This window comes from Shewanella sp. 4t3-1-2LB, assembly GCF_017368415.1.
GTDB lineage: Bacteria > Pseudomonadota > Gammaproteobacteria > Enterobacterales > Shewanellaceae > Shewanella > Shewanella fodinae.
Map to the genome: position 1 here is coordinate 70,072 of NZ_JAFNJD010000006.1, position 18,942 is coordinate 89,013.

At 47.8% G+C, this 18,942-nt stretch carries 15 protein-coding genes; 8 read left to right on the forward strand and 7 right to left on the reverse strand.

The features are described from left to right. Window positions 1-211 precede the first annotated feature (211 nt). From J3L11_RS04130 to J3L11_RS04140, 3 genes are read left to right on the forward strand one after another with little or no spacing between them, the layout of a single operon-like run. Window positions 212-1,783, forward strand: coding sequence for a type I restriction-modification system subunit M (locus J3L11_RS04130; RefSeq protein WP_207570213.1), 1,572 nt, complete (start codon window positions 212-214; stop codon window positions 1,781-1,783). Further along, window positions 1,780-2,970 (forward strand): restriction endonuclease subunit S, encoded by a 1,191-nt coding sequence (locus tag J3L11_RS04135; RefSeq protein ID WP_207570214.1) that lies wholly within the window; start codon window positions 1,780-1,782, stop codon window positions 2,968-2,970. Before J3L11_RS04130 ends, J3L11_RS04135 begins: the two co-directional genes overlap by 4 nt. Window positions 2,971-2,988: 18 nt before the next feature. Further along, complete coding sequence (locus J3L11_RS04140) at window positions 2,989-6,123, forward strand: type I restriction endonuclease subunit R (protein ID WP_207570215.1); 3,135 nt, start codon at window positions 2,989-2,991, stop codon at window positions 6,121-6,123. A gap of 435 nt (window positions 6,124-6,558) precedes the next feature. On the opposite strand, the gene J3L11_RS04145 is transcribed toward J3L11_RS04140, so the two are convergent. The 7 genes from J3L11_RS04145 to prmA all read right to left on the reverse strand — a co-directional run bounded on the left by J3L11_RS04145 (window position 6,559) and on the right by prmA (window position 11,611). Further along, window positions 6,559-7,434, reverse strand: coding sequence for an inovirus-type Gp2 protein (locus tag J3L11_RS04145; RefSeq protein ID WP_207570216.1), 876 nt, complete (start codon window positions 7,432-7,434; stop codon window positions 6,559-6,561). A 186-nt stretch (window positions 7,435-7,620) separates the two neighbouring features. Beyond that, entirely contained in the window at window positions 7,621-7,842 is a 222-nt protein-coding gene (locus tag J3L11_RS04150) for a helix-turn-helix domain-containing protein (protein ID WP_207570217.1), read from the reverse strand. Then, entirely contained in the window at window positions 7,839-8,063 is a 225-nt protein-coding gene (locus J3L11_RS04155; protein ID WP_207570218.1) for an AlpA family phage regulatory protein, read from the reverse strand. The genes J3L11_RS04150 and J3L11_RS04155 overlap by 4 nt, the downstream gene beginning before the upstream one ends. 127 nt (window positions 8,064-8,190) lie before the next feature. Continuing rightward, window positions 8,191-9,054, reverse strand: coding sequence for a hypothetical protein (locus tag J3L11_RS04160; protein ID WP_207570219.1), 864 nt, complete (start codon window positions 9,052-9,054; stop codon window positions 8,191-8,193). Between the two features lie 233 nt (window positions 9,055-9,287). Beyond that, window positions 9,288-9,593 carry a DNA-binding transcriptional regulator Fis gene (gene fis / locus J3L11_RS04165; protein ID WP_037441607.1) on the reverse strand — a complete coding sequence of 102 codons (306 nt, stop codon included), beginning with the start codon at window positions 9,591-9,593 and terminating at the stop codon, window positions 9,288-9,290. Between the two features lie 12 nt (window positions 9,594-9,605). Then, entirely contained in the window at window positions 9,606-10,577 is a 972-nt protein-coding gene (dusB, locus tag J3L11_RS04170; RefSeq protein WP_133037406.1) for a tRNA dihydrouridine synthase DusB, read from the reverse strand. A 146-nt stretch (window positions 10,578-10,723) separates the two neighbouring features. Next, window positions 10,724-11,611 carry a 50S ribosomal protein L11 methyltransferase gene (gene prmA / locus J3L11_RS04175; protein ID WP_207570220.1) on the reverse strand — a complete coding sequence of 296 codons (888 nt, stop codon included), beginning with the start codon at window positions 11,609-11,611 and terminating at the stop codon, window positions 10,724-10,726. A 370-nt stretch (window positions 11,612-11,981) separates the two neighbouring features. Here prmA and J3L11_RS04180 point away from each other — a divergent pair, with 370 nt between their 5' ends. The 5 genes from J3L11_RS04180 (at window position 11,982) to ubiA (ending at window position 18,923) form a co-directional block, all read left to right on the forward strand. Further along, a complete protein-coding gene (locus J3L11_RS04180; RefSeq protein WP_207570221.1) occupies window positions 11,982-12,704 on the forward strand; it encodes a fumarate reductase cytochrome b subunit in 723 nt (240 codons plus the stop codon). A gap of 153 nt (window positions 12,705-12,857) precedes the next feature. After that, window positions 12,858-14,846, forward strand: coding sequence for a fumarate reductase flavoprotein subunit (locus tag J3L11_RS04185; RefSeq protein WP_207570222.1), 1,989 nt, complete (start codon window positions 12,858-12,860; stop codon window positions 14,844-14,846). After that, the gene (locus J3L11_RS04190; protein ID WP_207570223.1) at window positions 14,843-15,586 is read left to right on the forward strand and encodes a fumarate reductase iron-sulfur subunit; all 744 of its coding nucleotides are present in this window, start codon (window positions 14,843-14,845) and stop codon (window positions 15,584-15,586) included. The genes J3L11_RS04185 and J3L11_RS04190 overlap by 4 nt, the downstream gene beginning before the upstream one ends. Window positions 15,587-15,785: 199 nt before the next feature. After that, window positions 15,786-17,948 (forward strand): DNA helicase II, encoded by a 2,163-nt coding sequence (gene uvrD / locus J3L11_RS04195; RefSeq protein ID WP_207570224.1) that lies wholly within the window; start codon window positions 15,786-15,788, stop codon window positions 17,946-17,948. 102 nt (window positions 17,949-18,050) lie between these two features. After that, a complete protein-coding gene (gene ubiA, locus J3L11_RS04200; RefSeq protein ID WP_207570225.1) occupies window positions 18,051-18,923 on the forward strand; it encodes a 4-hydroxybenzoate octaprenyltransferase in 873 nt (290 codons plus the stop codon). The last annotated feature ends 19 nt before the right edge of the window (window positions 18,924-18,942 follow it).

Here is an 18,942-nt window from a genome sequence, read left to right on the forward strand (position 1 = left end):
ATAGAGTACCCATGCATCGGCTTCAGTACATGGCATTTAAGCGATTGTACTCGCGACAACTGAAAAACATGTACATTAAAAAGTCAGCAACCTGTGGTGCAGATGACTTTGCCCTCAGATTTGTGTGGCTACAAGCCTTATAAATAAAAAATGCCATTACATCTAATGGCTGATGGCACGAACCAAAACTTATTAAAACAGGAAGTAAACCATGACAAGTAGTCAACAACGCGCCGCCCTGCAACGCCAAATCTGGGCGATTGCCAATGATGTGCGCGGCGCTGTAGACGGTTGGGATTTTAAGCAATATGTACTAGGCACCCTGTTTTACCGCTTTATCAGCGAAAATTTTGCCAACTACATTGAAGGCGGTGACCATACTGTTAACTACGCAAACCTGTCTGATAGTGTCATCACCCCGGAAATCAAAGACGACGCCATTAAGACCAAGGGTTACTTTATGTATCCCAGTGACTTGTTTGTTAACATCGCGGCAGATGCCAATACCAACGCCAGCTTAAATACCGATTTAGCAGAGATATTTTCGGCCATTGAATCGTCTGCCAACGGTTACCCATCAGAGAGTGATATCAAGGGCCTGTTTGCCGATTTTGATACCACCAGCAACCGTCTCGGTAATACCGTAAAAGACAAAAATAGCCGTCTGGCGGCAGTGCTTAAGGGGGTCGCCGCGTTGGATTTTGGTGATTTTCAAGGGAGCCAGATTGACCTGTTCGGCGATGCCTACGAATTCCTTATCTCCAACTATGCCGCCAATGCCGGCAAATCCGGGGGGGAATTTTTTACCCCGCAGCATGTCTCTCGTTTAATTGCACAGTTGGCCATGCATAAGCAAACCAGTGTGAATAAAATCTACGACCCCGCTTGTGGTTCCGGTTCGCTGTTGCTGCAAGCCAAAAAACATTTCGACGCCCATATTATTGAAGACGGCTTTTTTGGTCAGGAGATCAACCACACCACCTACAACCTGGCGCGGATGAACATGTTTTTGCACAACATCAACTATGACAAGTTCAATATCCAGTTGGGTGATACCTTGCGGGCTCCGCATTTTGGTGATGACAAACCCTTTGATGCTATTGTCTCCAACCCACCTTATTCAGTGAAGTGGATTGGTTCTGAAGACCCGACACTGATCAACGATGAACGCTTCGCACCTGCTGGTGTGCTCGCCCCCAAATCCAAAGCCGACTTTGCCTTTGTGCTGCATGCGCTCAGTTACCTGTCCAGCAAAGGCCGTGCTGCCATCGTGTGCTTCCCCGGTATTTTTTATCGCGGTGGTGCCGAGCAGAAAATTCGGCAGTATCTGGTGGATAACAACTATGTGGAAACGGTGATTTCCCTTGCCCCTAATCTGTTCTTCGGCACCACCATCGCGGTCAACATTCTGGTATTGTCCAAACACAAAACCGACACGGCTACTCAGTTTATCGACGCCAGTGGTTTGTTTAAAAAAGAAACCAATAACAACATCCTTACTGACGAACACATCAAACAGATCATGGCGGTATTCGATAGCAAAGCGAACCTTGATCATTTCGCCCAATCCGTACCCTTTGAACAAGTGGCCGCCAACGACTACAACCTGTCGGTCAGTAGCTATGTGGAAGCGAAAGATAATCGTGAAGTCGTGGATATCACCCAGCTCAATGCCGAACTGAAAACCACCGTTGCCAGGATCACCCAACTGCGCCAAGACATTGATGCGATCGTGGCGCAAATAGAAGGGGACGGTAGCGAAGGCGAGGAGCAGGACGCATGAGCAACATAAGCTTTATGGAAAAACTGCTGGATGGGTTTGAAGTGGAGTGGGTGAATCTAGGTGCTGTGGCAGATATTGGCACCGGAAGCTCAAATCGTCAGGATGAAAATGAAAACGGAATCTACCCGTTTTATGTTCGCTCAAAGAATATCCTGAAGTCAGACACCTTTGAATTTGATGAGGTGGCGATAGTCATTCCGGGCGAAGGTGGGATTGGTGATATTTTTCACTATGTAGAAGGGAAGTACGCTCTACATCAGAGGGCCTATAGGATTCATATCACATCACGCAAAGTGAATACGAAGTTCTTGTATCACTTCATGTCATCTAGCTTTAAACAGTACATTTTGATGAAAAGTGTGGGGGCAACTACAACCTCGATTAGAAGGCCCATGCTGGAAGAATTTCAAATTCCCATCCCTTGCCCAGAAAATCCAAAAAGGTCGCTGGAAATTCAAGCCGAAATCGTCCGCATTCTGGACGCATTTACCGCCATGACCGCCGAGCTGACCGCCGAGCTTAATCTACGCAAAAAACAATACAACCACTATCGCGACCAGTTGTTGAGTTTTGAGGATGGAGAAGTGGAATGGAAGACGTTACTTGAAGCTTGCGATTACGTAGATTATCGAGGGAAAACACCGACGAAAACTCAGAAAGGAATCTTCTTGGTCACAGCTAAAAATATTCGGATGGGTTACATCGATTATGGTGCTTCACAAGAGTTTATCTCAGAGGATGATTATGCTGTTGTGATGAGAAGAGGATTGCCAAAGAAAGGTGATGTTCTGATTACTACTGAAGCCCCTTGTGGTTTTGTGGCCCAAGTTGATAGGGAGAATATTGCGTTGGCTCAGAGGGTTATCAAATACAGAAGTAAAGATAAACGCCTATCAAATGCGTTTTTGAAGCACTATTTATTGGGTGGCCAGTTTCAAGAAAAATTAATGAGAACAGCTACAGGGTCAACGGTTAAAGGAATCAAAGGTAGCAAATTACATCAATTAACTATCCCCATCCCCAGTGATGCTGAACAAGCCCGGATTGTCGCTATCCTCGACAAATTCGACGCACTAACCAACTCAATCAGCGAAGGCTTGCCCCACGAAATCGAGCTGCGCCAGAAGCAATACGAATATTACCGCGATTTGCTGCTGAGCTTCCCTAAACCCAAGGATGCTGCATAGTACACAAGGACGAATATTATGGTTGATTACACCAAGACCATCGCCGAATTGAACAACTTTATCGTATTGGATAAATACAATAAGGAATGGCAGGTTAATGAAAATTACCAGAGTGAAGCCGATTTAGAGCGCGAACTGATCCAGGATTTGCAAAATCAAGGCTATGAATATCTGCCCAAACTGAATAACTCAGAGGCCATGCTGGCCAATGTGCGCACACAGTTGCAAGGCCTCAATGATGTAGTGTTTACCGAGCCTGAATGGCAACGCTTTGTGGAAACCTATCTGGATAAACCCAGTGACAGCATCATCGATAAAACCCGCAAGATCCACGATGACTATATCTATGATTTTGTGTTTGACGATGGCCGCATTAAAAACATCTATTTGCTGGATAAAAACAATGTTGCCCGCAATAAAGTGCAGGTGATCAAACAGTTTGAGCAAACCGGCAGTCACGCCAACCGTTATGATGTCACTCTGTTGGTGAACGGCCTGCCATTGGTGCAGATTGAGCTTAAAAAGCGTGGTGTGGCGATACGAGAAGCCTTTAACCAGGTGCACCGTTACAGTAAAGAGAGCTTTAACAGCGCGCACTCGTTGTACAAGTATTTGCAGTTGTTTGTGATTTCCAATGGTACTGACAGCCGCTATTTTGCCAATACGACCAAGCGCAATAAAAACAGCTTTGATTTCACCATGAACTGGGCAAAATCTGATAACAGCCTGATCAAAGACCTGAAAGACTTTACTGCTACCTTCTTCCAAAAAAATACTTTGCTCAAGGTGTTGCTGCATTATTCAGTGTTTGATGTCAGCAACACTTTGTTAGTGATGCGTCCTTACCAGATAGCCGCAACCGAGCGTATTTTGTGGAAAGTGAGAAGCTCTTTTGAAGCAAAAAACTGGAGCAGCCCGGAAAGCGGTGGCTATATCTGGCACACCACTGGCTCCGGGAAAACCCTGACCAGCTTTAAAGCTGCACGTCTGGCGACTGAACTGGAGTTTATCGACAAAGTCTTTTTTGTCGTAGACAGAAAAGACCTCGACTACCAGACCATGAAGGAATACCAGCGGTTTTCACCCGATAGCGTCAACGGCTCTGACAGTACTGCCGGGCTTAAACGTAACCTGGATAAAGACGACAATAAAATCATTGTTACCACGATTCAGAAGCTTAACAATCTGATGAAAACGGAAAGTGACTTGCCAATATTTAACCGGCAAGTGGTGTTTATTTTTGATGAATGCCACCGTAGTCAGTTTGGTGAAGCGCAGAAAAACCTGCAGAAAAAATTTAAAAAGTTCTACCAGTTTGGTTTTACCGGTACGCCCATCTTCCCGCAAAACGCCTTGGGTGCCGAAACGACGGCCAGTGTGTTTGGCCGGGAATTACATGCCTATGTCATTACCGATGCAATTCGTGATGAAAAGGTGCTTAAGTTCAAGGTGGACTACAACGATGTACGTCCGAAGTTTAAAGCCATTGAAACCGAACAGGATGAGAGGCAACTCACTGCTGCAGAGAACAACGAAGCATTATTGCACCCGGAGCGTATCAGGGAAATATCCCAATACATTCTGAACAGCTTCCGTCAAAAAACGCACCGCCTGCAAACCGGGGCTACGGGCTTTAATGCCATGTTTGCCGTGAGCAGTGTCGATGCGGCCAAACTCTACTATGAAGCGTTGAATAAGCTACAGGCCGATAATGAAAAACCGCTGAAAATCGCCACTATCTTCTCGTACGCTGCCAATGAAGAACAGGATGCAATCGGTGATATTCAGGATGAAAGTTTTGATGTATCGGCCATGAACAGTAGCGCCAAAGAGTTTTTAAGTGCTGCGTTAGATGACTATAACGCTTCTTTTAAGACCAGCTTCAGTGTGGATAGTAAGGGCTTCCAAGATTATTATCGCGACCTTGCCATGCGGGTAAAGGGCGAGGACCGTCATGGTAAAAAGCTTAAGCCTGAAGAGAAGGTGGATTTTTTAATTGTGGTAGGGATGTTTCTAACCGGCTTCGACGCACCAACGCTGAATACGCTGTATGTTGATAAAAACCTGCGATACCACGGGTTGATGCAGGCATTTTCTCGCACCAATCGTATATATGATGCCATCAAAACCTTCGGCAATATTGTTACTTTTCGCGATTTAGAGCAGGCAACGGTCGATGCCATTACCCTGTTTGGCGATCGCAACACTAAAAATGTGGTGCTGGAAAAAAGCTATCAAGAATACATGGATGGCTTTACAGACCTCGTAACTGGTGAAGCCAGACGTGGGTTTATGGCGGTAGTCAGCGAGCTTGAACAGCGTTTCCCAGATCCCGCAGCAATTGAGACTGAGTCTGATAAAAAGGCTTTTACCAAACTGTTTGGTGAATATTTACGTATAGAAAACGTGCTGCAGAATTATGATGAATTTGCCAGCCTGAAGGCCCTGCAAAACGTCGACATGAATGACGAGGCAGCCGTTGAAGCATTTAAAGCCGAGCATTATTTGGATGACGAAAAACTGGCACAATTACAGACTATTCGTTTGCCAGCTGAGCGCAAGATCCAGGATTATCGCTCCACTTACAACGATATCCGCGACTGGCTGCGCCAGCAAAAGTCGGCAGATAATAAAAACCAATCAACAGTCGACTGGGATGATGTTGTTTTTGAAGTGGACTTGCTGAAGTCGCAAGAAATCAATCTGGATTACATTCTTGAGCTTATTTTTGAACACAATAAACAGAATAAAAGTAAAGCTGGCTTAATTGAAGAAGTCAGACGGTTAATCCGCGCAAGTCTTGGCAATCGTGCCAAAGAGAGCTTACTTGTTGATTTTATTAACCAGACTAACCTGGATGAAATCAGCGACAAGGCCAGTATTATCGAAGCATTCTTTTCTTTTGCTCAGGCAGAACAACAGCGCGAGGCTCGGGAGCTAATTAGTACAGAGAGCCTGAATGATGAAGCAGCGAAACGCTATATAACGACATCGTTAAAGCATGAATATGCCAGTGACAACGGCACGGAACTTAATGCTATTTTGCCTAAAATGAGTCCGCTAAACCCGCAATACCTGACCAAAAAACAAAGTGTTTTCCAAAAAATTGCAACGTTTGTTGAGAAGTTTAAAGGCGTAGGTGGACAAATATAGCTTTTGCCACGCCAGGTCTTGGCTGTTGTTAGTACAACGTGTCCAATTGAGAGCGACAAGTCCTTTAAGGGCTTGTCTAATTTATTAGAAACACAATAATGACCTTTCGTTTCATTATGTGCCATCGCTATTTCGCTAAACATAGCGATCCACTACATTGTAAAAGAGCTGGTGATCCACGCTAGTTGATCGCTAAATTCCGATATTAAGCGATCAACTAGGCGATCCACTTTAGCGTTATGATATGACAGTTAGCGCCATATAAAGCCTTTAAATTCAATATGTTTATATCATCAGTTTTTCGCTGATTATCCACGGGGACTATGATTCCATCTGAACAAGGTTGAAAAATAGCCAAATTTAGTTGAAACGGTTAACAATTTTATAATATTCAACACTTTGAAACATCAAGGCTGATGCAGGATACTGTGTCATTCATCCGCTAGCAGACTGATATCTACTGGAGATATCCATGTGTTTATTTGCTGTAACTGCAGTGATTCCTTTATCAAAGAAAAGCTGATTTCTACAGATAATTTCATCTTTGTAACGGTAGAAAATAGAGGCACCCGAGCCGCTATCGACAGCATCGTCAGTTTGGGACTCTTCCTCTTTTACCTCTTCGTCCTTTTCAACAGCTTCAACATCCTCAACACCTAAGGATTTTTGATATGCACGCTCAGCATCCACCAGCAATAGGTACGAGAACTCAACGTTGGCATAGCGTTGTTCTTTAGGGAGTATTCCCGCACAAAGATATGACGTGGCTGGTGGATTGAGCTCTTTAGTGCGTGATTTAGCAAAGTAGCTTAAGCGGTATATTGCAGGCTCAATCGACGCTTTATCTCCTCGTTCCAATTTATAGAAGGAATTGTCAACAAAGCTGCGGGTGCCTTGTGTTTCATCTTCCCAACGTTGGCCGACTTGTTTAAGAATGCTGTCCGGATAGTTTACTTTGTGACCGCTAAGTAACAGAGCAAGATGGTAATGCTCCTTTTTTGAAATTGTCTGTTCCCTTGCACAAAAGTAGCCGACTGTGCAGCTGTACTGTTCTGAAAGGGCTATTCTTAGGCGATTCAGAAAGGATTCAATCATCGTGTTATCAGGATTGAATTGGCTAGGATGTAAATCAATTCTGCACATCATCACTTTTGAATAACGGGCCAACATGGATTCCACTAACTCAAAGGTTTTCTTCAGCATGAACTTGCTGGAAGGTGTTGCGTAACTATCGTTATAAATGAGCCAAGAGTGCTCATTGTATAAATGCGACTGTGAGTTATCAGGTGTGATAAAAAACTGCTTGTTCATCAAAAGATACCATTCTCTATATTATTTAATATCCGCCTGGGTACGGCTTGGTTAGATACGAAAACCCCTGCCAGTTCTGGGCTATAGCCTCATCCGATTAAGTGCTTATGATGTCGACGTGTGCCAAACCGTGTCACGAGTAGGCCCAAAAAAGCAGGGAGAATTTCCCTGCTTTGGGGTTAGGTGTTATCTGCGATGCTGCGCCATCCAGTCGTCATAGTCCTGTTTATGCCACAGGGCAATTCCACCTTGTTTGAATGCCGGTTTCGGGAATATTCCGCTTTTAATCCAGCGGTGCAGGGTAGAGCGACTTACACTCAGGAGTCTCATAATCTCCGGCCGACGCATTACCCGTTTGTTGTCGATGTAGATATCTAATGGGTCCCGGTTAAATTTGATATTGCTCATTTCTCATTCCCCAACACAATTTCTCTGTTTCTTACCCATGCTACCAACTCGGATAATAACCACCCGACAGCAGTGCTATTAGCGTGTAGTTTGCGGCGTCTAGGAAATAGACCTTGGCGTTCAAGACTCCAGGCTGTTGTGCGAGATACTGAAGTAATGGCTTTACGCTCCGCTTCGCGGACAAAACGGTCTTCAGGTTGAATTGTTAATGGTATTGCCATGTTTCACCTCTGTTCATGTCGTCTGATGTTGTTCGGTATTGAACGAGGTGAATTGTTGCGTAGACTGATGCATCTGATTACCCCCTCAACGGTGTTGAGAGGGGAAGTGTATTCTAATATATTGTTTTTAATCTGTTTTTAGTTTTTCCATAATAAAGGCATCAGTGAATCTATCCTGTAGCAGTTTAAGCACTTCATTGGCATTTTTAGGACGTTTATCTCGTTTAGTATTTGCGGGAACAGTGGCTACCCATTTCTCAATCGTTTTGGTAGAAGGGTATCTTCGTGGATAAGGTAGTAACGCAGGTAATTCTTTGTGCTCTGGCTGTTTGGAAAATGATTCTAGAATAAATTCGATGGCTTTCATTGCGTGACTTTTTTTTACCACCAAAGAATCACTTCTGATGAGTAAATATTCCGCCATTTCAATGACAAGATTTTTAATAGGTGTAAATTTAGCGCTTTTTTTCAAGCCAGCCGATAAAGTGTTTTCTACAGTTGTTTTGTATCCTGCATTTGCATATCTATCTGTAATAGCTAAAGCATCATTACTGCCAGCGTAGTAACCCGCATATATGAGCAATTCAAATGCTTTATCAAGATGACCGTACAGCTCTTGGTAGTCCTCATTATCTTCAGGATATCTGTGATTAAGCAGGCGTAGTTGACGCCAAAATAAGTCAATATTATCGCATGCCACTTTTAATTGGCAGCGGTGGGCCGATGACTCTCTGTCCTTATAGAGTGCACCAGATTTAACGATAGATTGCATTCGCTCAAGTAATAATTGTACTAGCGCCAGACCTTTTATTTGTTCTGATTGTGCTTGATGCAGCGTAGTACCCTCATGTATGGGTTCCTTAACTCCTAACAACTTCAACTGATCAGGGACCAATTCCGGAAGCAACACCTTGTGGATGTCTTCCAGCCGGTTTTCTTGAGCCTTTTTAGGTATCACAGTCATTACAGTATTCACACCACGACTAGTCATTAAAAACTCCAATGTATGTTTCATGAAAAGTTTAATGCCGGAATTGACGGCGCGACAAGGTCAACTAGGGCCAATGAAAGGCTCGTAGATCACTAATTTGAAAGAGGAAGAATTTCGGGTCTTCGGGGGAGGAGTAGAACGATATGTGTGTAGCATGGTGTGTAGCAAGTTATAAAAAAGCCCAAAAGATTTTCATCAATTGGGCTTAATTATCAATACGTTATGAATTTATATTAATTCATGCCGTATTTTTTCAGTTTCTTACGCAGGGTGCCGCGGTTGATACCCAGCATGTTGGCGGCGCGAGTCTGGTTGCCACGGGTGTGCTGCATAATGATATCAAGCAGAGGGGCTTCGACTTCGCAAAGCACCATTTCATATACTTCTTGAGCTTCCTGACCATCCAGCTGCGAGAAGAAGTTGCTAACAGCGCGTTTTACGGCGTCGCGCAGCAGCTGTGGCTTGATGGTGCCGTTTGCGGTTTCAATTTTGCCTACGGTAAGCGGATGAGCTTCTGTGTGAGTTGTCTGATCAAACATTCGTTTCTGCTCTTATTTATCTAGTACACATTCATCAAAATAGTGTTCCACCATGGAACACTGTTCGGCAGCGCTTTCTAGCTGATTAAACTCAGCCCGAAATTGGCGCTGTTCTTCCTGGTTCAGATACCAACCTATATGCTTCCTGGCGAAGCGAATGCCTTTATATTCGCCATATAAATCATATAGTTTGGACAAATGCTCCAGCATCACTTGACGCTTTTCAGCATTGTCTACAGGTGCCGGCAAACTGCCGGTGTCCAGGTAATGCTGGATCTCTTTAAAAATCCACGGTCTTCCCTGCGCGCCCCGGCCTACCATCAAGGCATCCACGCCGGTGTAGTCCAGCACAAAGCGGGCTTTTTCCGGTGAGGTAATATCCCCATTGGCGATAACAGGTATCGAGACATTCTGTTTGATTGCCTTGATGGTGTCGTACTCGGCTTCCCCTTTAAACAGGTCTTGCCTGGTACGGCCATGTACCGCTAAGGCAGTAATGCCACTCTCTTCAGCAATCCGGGCGATTTGAACACCGTTCCTGTGTTCTGGGTCCCAACCCGTGCGAATCTTCAGCGTTACAGGTACATCCACTGCTGCTACCACCGCATCTAGGATGCGCTGCACCAGTTCTGGTGATTGCAGCAAGGCTGAGCCCGCGAGCTTCTTATTCACTTTTTTTGCTGGGCAGCCCATATTGATATCGATGATCTGGGCACCTTGCTCTACGTTGTAGCGGGCGGCCCAAGCCATGTCATCGGGATCTGCCCCGGCAATTTGTACCGAGCGTAAGCCTTCCTCGCCGGAATGGCTCATGCGCTGGCGACTTTTGTCCGTATCCCATAACTCAGGATTAGACGAAAGCATCTCTGACACTGCCATGGCAGCACCATAACGGAGGCAGAGATTACGGAAGGCTTGATCGGTGACACCTGCCATTGGTGCCACGATCAGCTGGTTTGTCAGTTGATAGGGGCCAATTTGCATTTCGCGGTTTCACCTAGCGCTTCAAAGGGGCGCCATAGTACGCCTTTTTGCTAGCCATGAAAAGGTCAATAAATAACCTAAAGCAAAACTTTTTTTCTTGACTTTTAGAACCTTCGAAGTCAGTGCTGGCGTGCCTTGGCGGCCTATTACAGCGATTTGCGTACTCCTGTCAAGCGGCTCCAGTCTTCTTTGTGAGCAGCGGCGTCCATGGTAAACCACTCGCTGTAGATTTCGCGAAGCTCTTCGGCTTGTTCATTCAGCAAACCTGATAACGCTAGCTTGCCTCCGGGCTTAACTAGCGATGCAATTTGGGGGGCCAGTTCCCGCAGTGGCCCGGCAAGAATGTTGGCCACTAGCACATCGGCTTGAATGCCTTGTGGCTGATCTTGCGGCAAGTACAGGCTAAGCCGGTCGATGACCTGATTGCGGGTGGCATTGTCACGGGAGGCGTCGATAGCCTGGTAATCGATATCGATACCAATAGCGGATTTAGCGCCGAGTTTCAGGGCGGCAACGGCGAGAATGCCGGAGCCACAGCCAAAGTCGATCACTTCCTTATCTTGCAGTTCTAGGCTGTCGAGCCATTGCAGACACAAGGCGGTGGTAGGGTGGGTACCCGTGCCGAAAGCTAGCCCTGGGTCAAGGATCACATTGACCGCATCAGGGTCTGGGATATCGCGCCAACTGGGGCAGATCCACAACCGTTGACCAAACTGGATGGGGTGAAAGTTATCCATCCATTCCCGTACCCAGTCTTTGTCTTCGATCTGTTCGATTTTGTAGTTGAACTGTTGTTGCAGAAACGGCAGTTGTCGTAACTCGTCCACGACAGGATTGAGGTCAGTACCGGCATCAAACAAGGCAACAACAACGGTGTCGGCCCACAGTGGTGTTTCACCCAGTTTGGGTTCAAATATGGGGGTATCTTTACCATCTTCAAAGGTAATCGACACACTGCCGAGTTCCATCAGCAGGTCGCTCAGTGCTTCAGCATGTTCACTGTTGCTGTGGATACGTAACTGGATCCAGGGCATGTAAGGCTTCTCTTTGGCTAGAAATAAACCCGCATATTGTAAGGCAAGGGTTTGCTGCCTTGCTAGCCGATATCGCGCAAGTTGTGTAGGCGTAAACTGAAAGTGACTTTCCAACCCCTGCCTGAGAAATGCCTGATATCCGTATTTGGCTTACGTTTTTGTCTGATAAATTCAAATAAGCGTTTGATTATTATAGGTTAAATGGTCTTACCATTCACTGTGGTGATAATCCGTATTTGTGATGCATGTCAGATTGATATCGCAGAATTATTGAACACGATCACGAAAGCAACTGATCACAGTTGGCAGGTAGGTGGGTTGCGATATGTTGGTACGCTCACGGATCTGACCTTAAATAACTTTAATAACTATGTTAACTAAATATCGTATCGGTGAGGGATGGCTTGGGTACCCACAAAGTCATCGCTGGTCGGCAATTGCAGACGTACTGCAGAGCGGCTCTGGCTTTATCTTAGGGCTGTTTCTACTGGCTCACCTGCATTTTGAATCCTCTATCCTACTGGGCAAGGCGGCGTTTTATCGCGTGGCGAATGTGCTGGAGGGCGGTTGGTTTACCAGCAGTGGCCATGGCTCGTCGTTGCTGACGCAGACGTTTTCAGTGTTCATATTGCTGGTAGTGATGGTACATGCGGCGACCGCACTCAGACGTTTCCCGGCACAGCGGCGGCAGTGGCAGGCACTGCGTAATCATAATCTTTTGATTAATCATCAGGATACGCGCTTGTGGTTTTGGCAGATGGTGACTGGGTTTTTGATGTTTTTCCTGGTACCGATGCACTTGGTGACCATGATTACCAACCCAGAAATCGGCCCACATCTGTCTGCGGCGCGCGTCTGGCACGACAATTACTGGCTGGTTTATATCCTGTTGCTACCAGCGGTAGTGATCCACGCCATGCTCGGGCTTTATCGGCTGGCACTCAAATGGGGCGTGAATTTCCATCGTGACGGATTGCGGCTACTGGCGAAGATTCTGATCGGTTATCTGTTGGTGTTGGGGCTGTGCAGCCTTACCGCTTACCTGTTGATTGGTAGTGGTCTCACGACGCCGGTAACACCGTTTATTCCTTGAAGATTTGACAACATAACCGATGCCGTAGTGCTGCAAATAATTGCGGCTAGGAAGGTTTTTCCCAACATCAATAACCGTACCCTAGTTAGCAGGTGCTAATGGGTCTGAAAGTAAGTAGAGCTCGGGATTTCAATAATCCCGAAAGGAGAGAGTGTGAAACTCATTTATACCGATGCACTGGTGGTGGGTGCTGGACTGGCCGGGTTGCGAGTGGCGATTGAAGCCAAGCAGCGCGGACTGGATACGCTGGTGCTGTCGTTAATTCCGCCAAAGCGTTCGCACTCGGCTGCCGCACAAGGGGGCATGCAGGCGAGTCTGGGCAATACTGTTAAAGGCGATGGCGATAATGAAGACATTCATTTTCAGGACACGGTAAAGGGCTCTGATTGGGGCTGTGACCAAATCGTGGCCCGGATGTTCGCTCATTGTGCCCCCAAAGCGGTGCGGCAGATGGCGAACTGGGGCGTACCTTGGACGCGGGTCACAGCGGGGCCGCGGCAGGTGGTCGTGAACGCCGAGCGGGTAACGCTGGAAGAAGCCCAAGCAGCACATGGGTTAATCAACGCCCGTGACTTTGGCGGCACCAAAAAATGGCGCACCTGCTATACCGCCGATGGCACAGGCCATTCATTACTTTATGCGGTTGATAACAAAGCCATCTCGTTAGATGTGCCGGTGCATGAACGCATAGAGGCGCTGAAAATTATTCACGATGGCAAACGCTGTTATGGGGTGATTGCTCGTTGCCTGATCACCGGGGAACTGCGGGCTTATATTGCCAAATGTACTACCATAGCCACCGGTGGTTATGGCCGTATCTATGAGGTTTCTACCAATGCGGTTATTTGCGAAGGGATAGGTCAGGCGTTGGCACTGGAAACTGGTGTGGCCACGTTGGGCAATATGGAAGCGGTGCAGTTCCATCCCACCGCAATTGTACCGGTAGGCATTCTTACCACCGAAGGTTGTCGCGGTGATGGCGGTATTTTGCGCGACAAAAATGGTCATCGTTTTATGCCAGATTATGAGCCAGAGAAAAAAGAGCTGGCCTCACGCGATGTGGTATCGCGCCGTATGACTGAACATATGCGCAAAGGCTTTGGGGTCGATAGCCCGTACGGCCCGCATCTGTGGCTGGATATCACTTTGCTTGGGCGTAAGCATGTGGAAACTAACCTGCGTGAAGTCAAAGAGATCTGTGAAAACTTCCTTGGTATCGATCCCGCCGATGCATGGATCCCGGTGCGGCCAACGCAGCACTATTCCATGGGCGGCATTCGTACTAAAGCCAGCGGTGAAAGTCCACAACTCAAAGGGCTGTTCAGCGTAGGGGAAGCCGCTTGCTGGGATATGCACGGCTTTAACCGCCTAGGGGGCAATTCACTGGCAGAAACCGTGGTTGGCGGCATGATTATCGGTAGTTATGTGGCAGATTTCTGTGAGCAGGAAGAATTACAGCTGGACACCCGGTTGGTGGAACAGTTTGCTAGCGAACTGCAACAGGAGATCAACACGCTACTGGCCACCGACGAAGGCGAAGATGCCTTTGATTTGAAACTGCAAATGCAGCGCACCATGATGGATTATGTAGGCATCTTCCGTAATGGGCCTGAACTACAAAAAGCCGTGGATGAGCTGAAATCACTGCTGGAACGCTCGCGGCATATTCACCTCAAGTGCAAAAAACGTCACGCGAATCCTGAACTCGCAGAAGCGCTGCGGGTACGGCGTATGCTCAAGGTCGCGCTCACCGTTGCCTGTGGTGCCCTGGCGCGTACTGAAAGCCGTGGCGCCCATGCCCGCGAAGATTACCCGCAGCGTAACGATAAAGATTGGCTCTGTCGCACCCTCTCCAGTTGGCCGGATGCCAATGCACTGGAACCCAGCCTGAGCTATGAAGCGTTGGATGTGATGCAGATGGAGCTACCGCCCGGTTACCGCGGATATGGTGCCGATAACGCGATTGCTCACCCCGATACCGCCAAACGGCAGCAACAAATCGCCGAGATCTTGCAGCAATTGGGCGACGATGCGTCTAGGCAACAAAAACAGCAGGCGCTGATGCCGTTTGAGTTACCCGAGCATCTGCAGCCACAAAATCAGCGTTTACATGAGCTTTTAGCCCGCGGAGAAAAATCATGAGCCGTAGTCTGACTTTTAGGATCTTTCGTTACGATCCGCAACTGCCTGACGATGCCCCCAAAATGGTGGATTACCAGTTGGATGAAACCCCAGGGATGACAGTTTTTATTGCGCTGAATCGGCTGCGGGCGGAACAAGACCCGTCATTGCAGTTTGATTTTGTTTGCCGCGCTGGCATATGTGGCAGTTGCGCCATGGTGATTAATGGCTTACCTACGCTGGCGTGCCGTACCTTAACCGCCAAATACTCAGATGCGGTGATCACCTTGATGCCGTTGCCGGGGTTTGAACTGATTGGCGACTTGTCGGTTAATACCGGTAAATTCATGCGCGAGTTGGCGGAGCGCTTGAAACTATGGCTGCATCCTAAAGCGCAGCAAGCCGATATTCACCATCTGGAACAACCGATGGAACCGGACGAAGCCGCCAAGTTGTATGAGCTGGAACGCTGCGTTGAGTGCGGTGTCTGTGTTTCTGCCTGCGCCACCGCGCAGATGCGCGACACCTTTGTCGGTGCGGTGGGCATGATGAAAATTGCTCGCTTTGAACTGGATAGCCGTGATGCCCGTACGGCAGATGATTTCTATCATGTGATTGGCACTCAGGATGGCGTATTTGGTTGCATGACCTTGCTCGGTTGTCAGGACAACTGCCCCAAAGATCTGCCACACATGCAGCAGATTGCCTATCTGCGCCGCAAAATGGCGGGAACACTGATAGCCAAAGCTAAAGTTTCATGATGTGTTTAAGCCGGGATATTTCCCGGCTTTTCTTTCCATAGTTTTTTGTTATTCCGTTTGCTACACGTAGCTCTCATCGCCATTTTCTGCGGGTAGATAACGGCCTGCAAGCCTGATGAATAAGCAAGATCCTATAAGTCATGCGACCAGATAGCCTTATTTGCTATAATGCGCCCTCGTTTTGAGGGGAGAACGGTTAATGGATGTTTCATACCTGTTGGATGGTCTGAATGACCGGCAGCGCCAAGCGGTGGCCGCATCGCAATCAAGTATGCTGGTGCTGGCGGGGGCGGGCAGTGGCAAGACGCGGGTGTTGACCCACCGCATTGCTTGGCTGATGCAGGTAGAAAACCAAAGCCCCTATTCGATTATGGCCGTCACCTTTACCAATAAGGCTGCCACCGAGATGCGTGAGCGTGTCGAGCGGCTGATTGGTCACAATATGAACCGCATGTGGATTGGCACTTTCCATGGCCTGGCCCATCGGCTATTACGTACCCATTGGCAAGAGGCGGGTCTGCCACAGAACTTCCAGATCCTTGACAGTGAAGACCAGCACCGTTTGATCAAACGTATCATCAAAAGCCTGAATCTTGATGAAAAACAGTACCCTCCGCGCATGGTGCAAGGTTATATCAATGGCAAAAAAGATGAGGGATTAAGACCGTCGGCCATTGATGCCGGGCCGTTCCCTCTGGAACAAAAGCTGCTGGAGTTGTACCGCGTCTACCAAGAATCTTGCGACCGTGCGGGGTTGGTGGACTTTGCTGAAATTTTGCTGCGGGCACACGAGTTATGGCTCAATAAACCGCATTTGTTAGCGCATTATCAGGAGCGTTTCCGCAATATTCTGGTGGATGAGTTTCAAGATACTAACGCCATTCAATACGCTTGGATCCGTTTGCTGGCCGGCGACACGGGCCATGTGATGATTGTCGGCGATGACGACCAGTCGATTTATGGCTGGCGTGGGGCGCAGGTAGAAAACCTACATCGTTTTCTCAAGGATTTTCCACAGGCGGAAACCATTCGTCTGGAACAGAACTATCGCTCTACCGGCAATATTTTGAAAGCTGCCAATGAATTAATTGCCAATAATCCGGGGCGTCTTGGTAAAGACTTGTGGACCGAAGATGCTGAAGGCGAGCCTATCTCGGTCTATTGTGCGTTTAATGAGTTGGATGAAGCCCGTTTTATCGTTGGTCGTATTGCTGACTGGCAGGATAAAGGCGGCAGTTTGGCCGATTGCGCCATACTCTACCGTTCCAATGCACAATCGCGGGTGCTGGAAGAAGCGTTACTGCATAAAGGGTTGGCTTATCGTATTTATGGTGGTCTGCGTTTCTTCGAACGCCAGGAAATTAAGGATGCCATGGGCTATTTGCGTTTGATGGCCAACCATGATGATGATGCCGCTTTTGAGCGAGTGGTGAATACGCCAGCCCGGGGCATTGGTGATCGCACCTTGGATATTATGCGCAGCACCGCGCGCCAGCACCAACTGACCTTGTGGCAGGCTGCCGGGCAGTTGCTGGAGCAGAAAATTCTTAGCGGTCGCGCCGCTAGCGCTGTGCGTAGTTTTATGGATCTGATTGTCGGTTTGGCGCACGATACTGAGGAGATGGCCCTGTATCGCAAAACCGACCACGTGATCCAGACTTCAGGCCTGAAGACGATGTATGAACAGGAAAAAGGTGAAAAGGCCCAAAGCCGGGTAGAAAACCTAGAAGAATTGGTGACTGCTGCACGGACATTTGAAGTGCCGGAAGAACTCATGGACATGGGCGAACTCAACGCCTTTTTATCTCATGCAGCGTTGGAAGCAGGTGAAGGACAGGCCGATGAGCATACAGACGCCGTGCAGTTAATGACGTTGCACTCGGCTAAAGGTCTGGAGTTCCCGGTGGTATTTATGGCAGGGGTCGAAGAAGGCATTTTCCCCAGCCAACTCACCTTGGAAGAGGGCGATCGTCTCGAGGAGGAGCGGCGACTGTGTTATGTCGGCATGACTCGTGCCATGGCGCAGCTCTATATCACCTATGCTGAATCGCGGCGCATATACGGTCGTGAGAATTACGCCAGACCATCGCGTTTCATTAAAGAGATCCCGCCACAGTGTGTACAGGAAGTCCGGTTAAAGGCACAGGTGTCTACCCCAGCATTGAATACGCGTTTCAGTCGTAGCCAGCCGTTTGATGATAGCGGTTTTCATCATGGTCAACGGGTGCTGCATGCTAAGTTTGGTGAAGGCACAGTCACCAACAGCGAAGGCAGCGGCGCTCAGGCCAGGGTGCAAGTCAATTTTGATGATTTTGGCAGCAAGTGGCTGGTCGTGGCCTACGCTAAGTTACAGGTGGTGTAATTCCCGGTTAAAAAGTTTATTTTGTGGTGTAAATCACATTCTGACTGCGCCATAATGCACAACGGTAGTATCAGGGCTGAGGTAATTGGAGAGAGCAGACCCATGAATATTAGGGAAAAATTTGACGCATATGCACGTCTTGCTCGTATTGATCGTCCAATCGGAACATTTCTGCTGCTATGGCCATGTTTGATGGCGTTGTGGCTGGCTGCGGGGGGATTACCTGACTTAAAAGTGCTGGTGGTCTTTATCCTTGGCGTGTTCATCATGCGTGCCTGTGGCTGCATTATCAATGATTATGCCGACCGTCACCTTGATATCCGGGTGGAACGCACTAAGTTGCGGCCTCTGGCCAGCGGCGAGGTTACCGTTAAAGAAGCACTGCTGTTATTTGTGGTGCTGGGGCTGGTGGCGTTCTGTTTGGTACTGATGCTCAATCCGTTGGTGGTGAAACTGTCCTATATCGGCATGGTACTCACCATCATTTATCCGTTTACCAAACGTTTTACCAATATGCCGCAGATGTTTCTGGGGGTTGTTTGGAGCTGGTCTATCCCGATGGCATATGCCGCCCAGACGGGGGCCGTGCCTGCCGAAGCCTGGTGGCTGTTTGCTGCTAACTGGTGCTGGACTATTGCTTACGACACCATGTATGCCATGGTAGATCGTGATGATGACCTGAAAGTTGGCATTAAATCGACGGCAATTCTGTTTGGCAAATATGATCGGCAGATCATTGGGTTATTTCAGTTGGCAGCATTAACCTGTTTTATGACCGCCGGTTTTGTCGCTGACCGTGGCTTGATGTATCTCGTCGGTTTGTTGGCATTTATCGGCTTCAGTCTGTATCAGCAGCGACTGATTTTTGGCCGCGAACGCGCGCCATGTCTGCAAGCGTTTCTCAACAATAATTGGGCTGGAATGGCACTGTTTTTGGCGTTAGGTATGGATTATCTGTTGGGTGTTGCTATCTAGATGCCGACAGCCTGATATT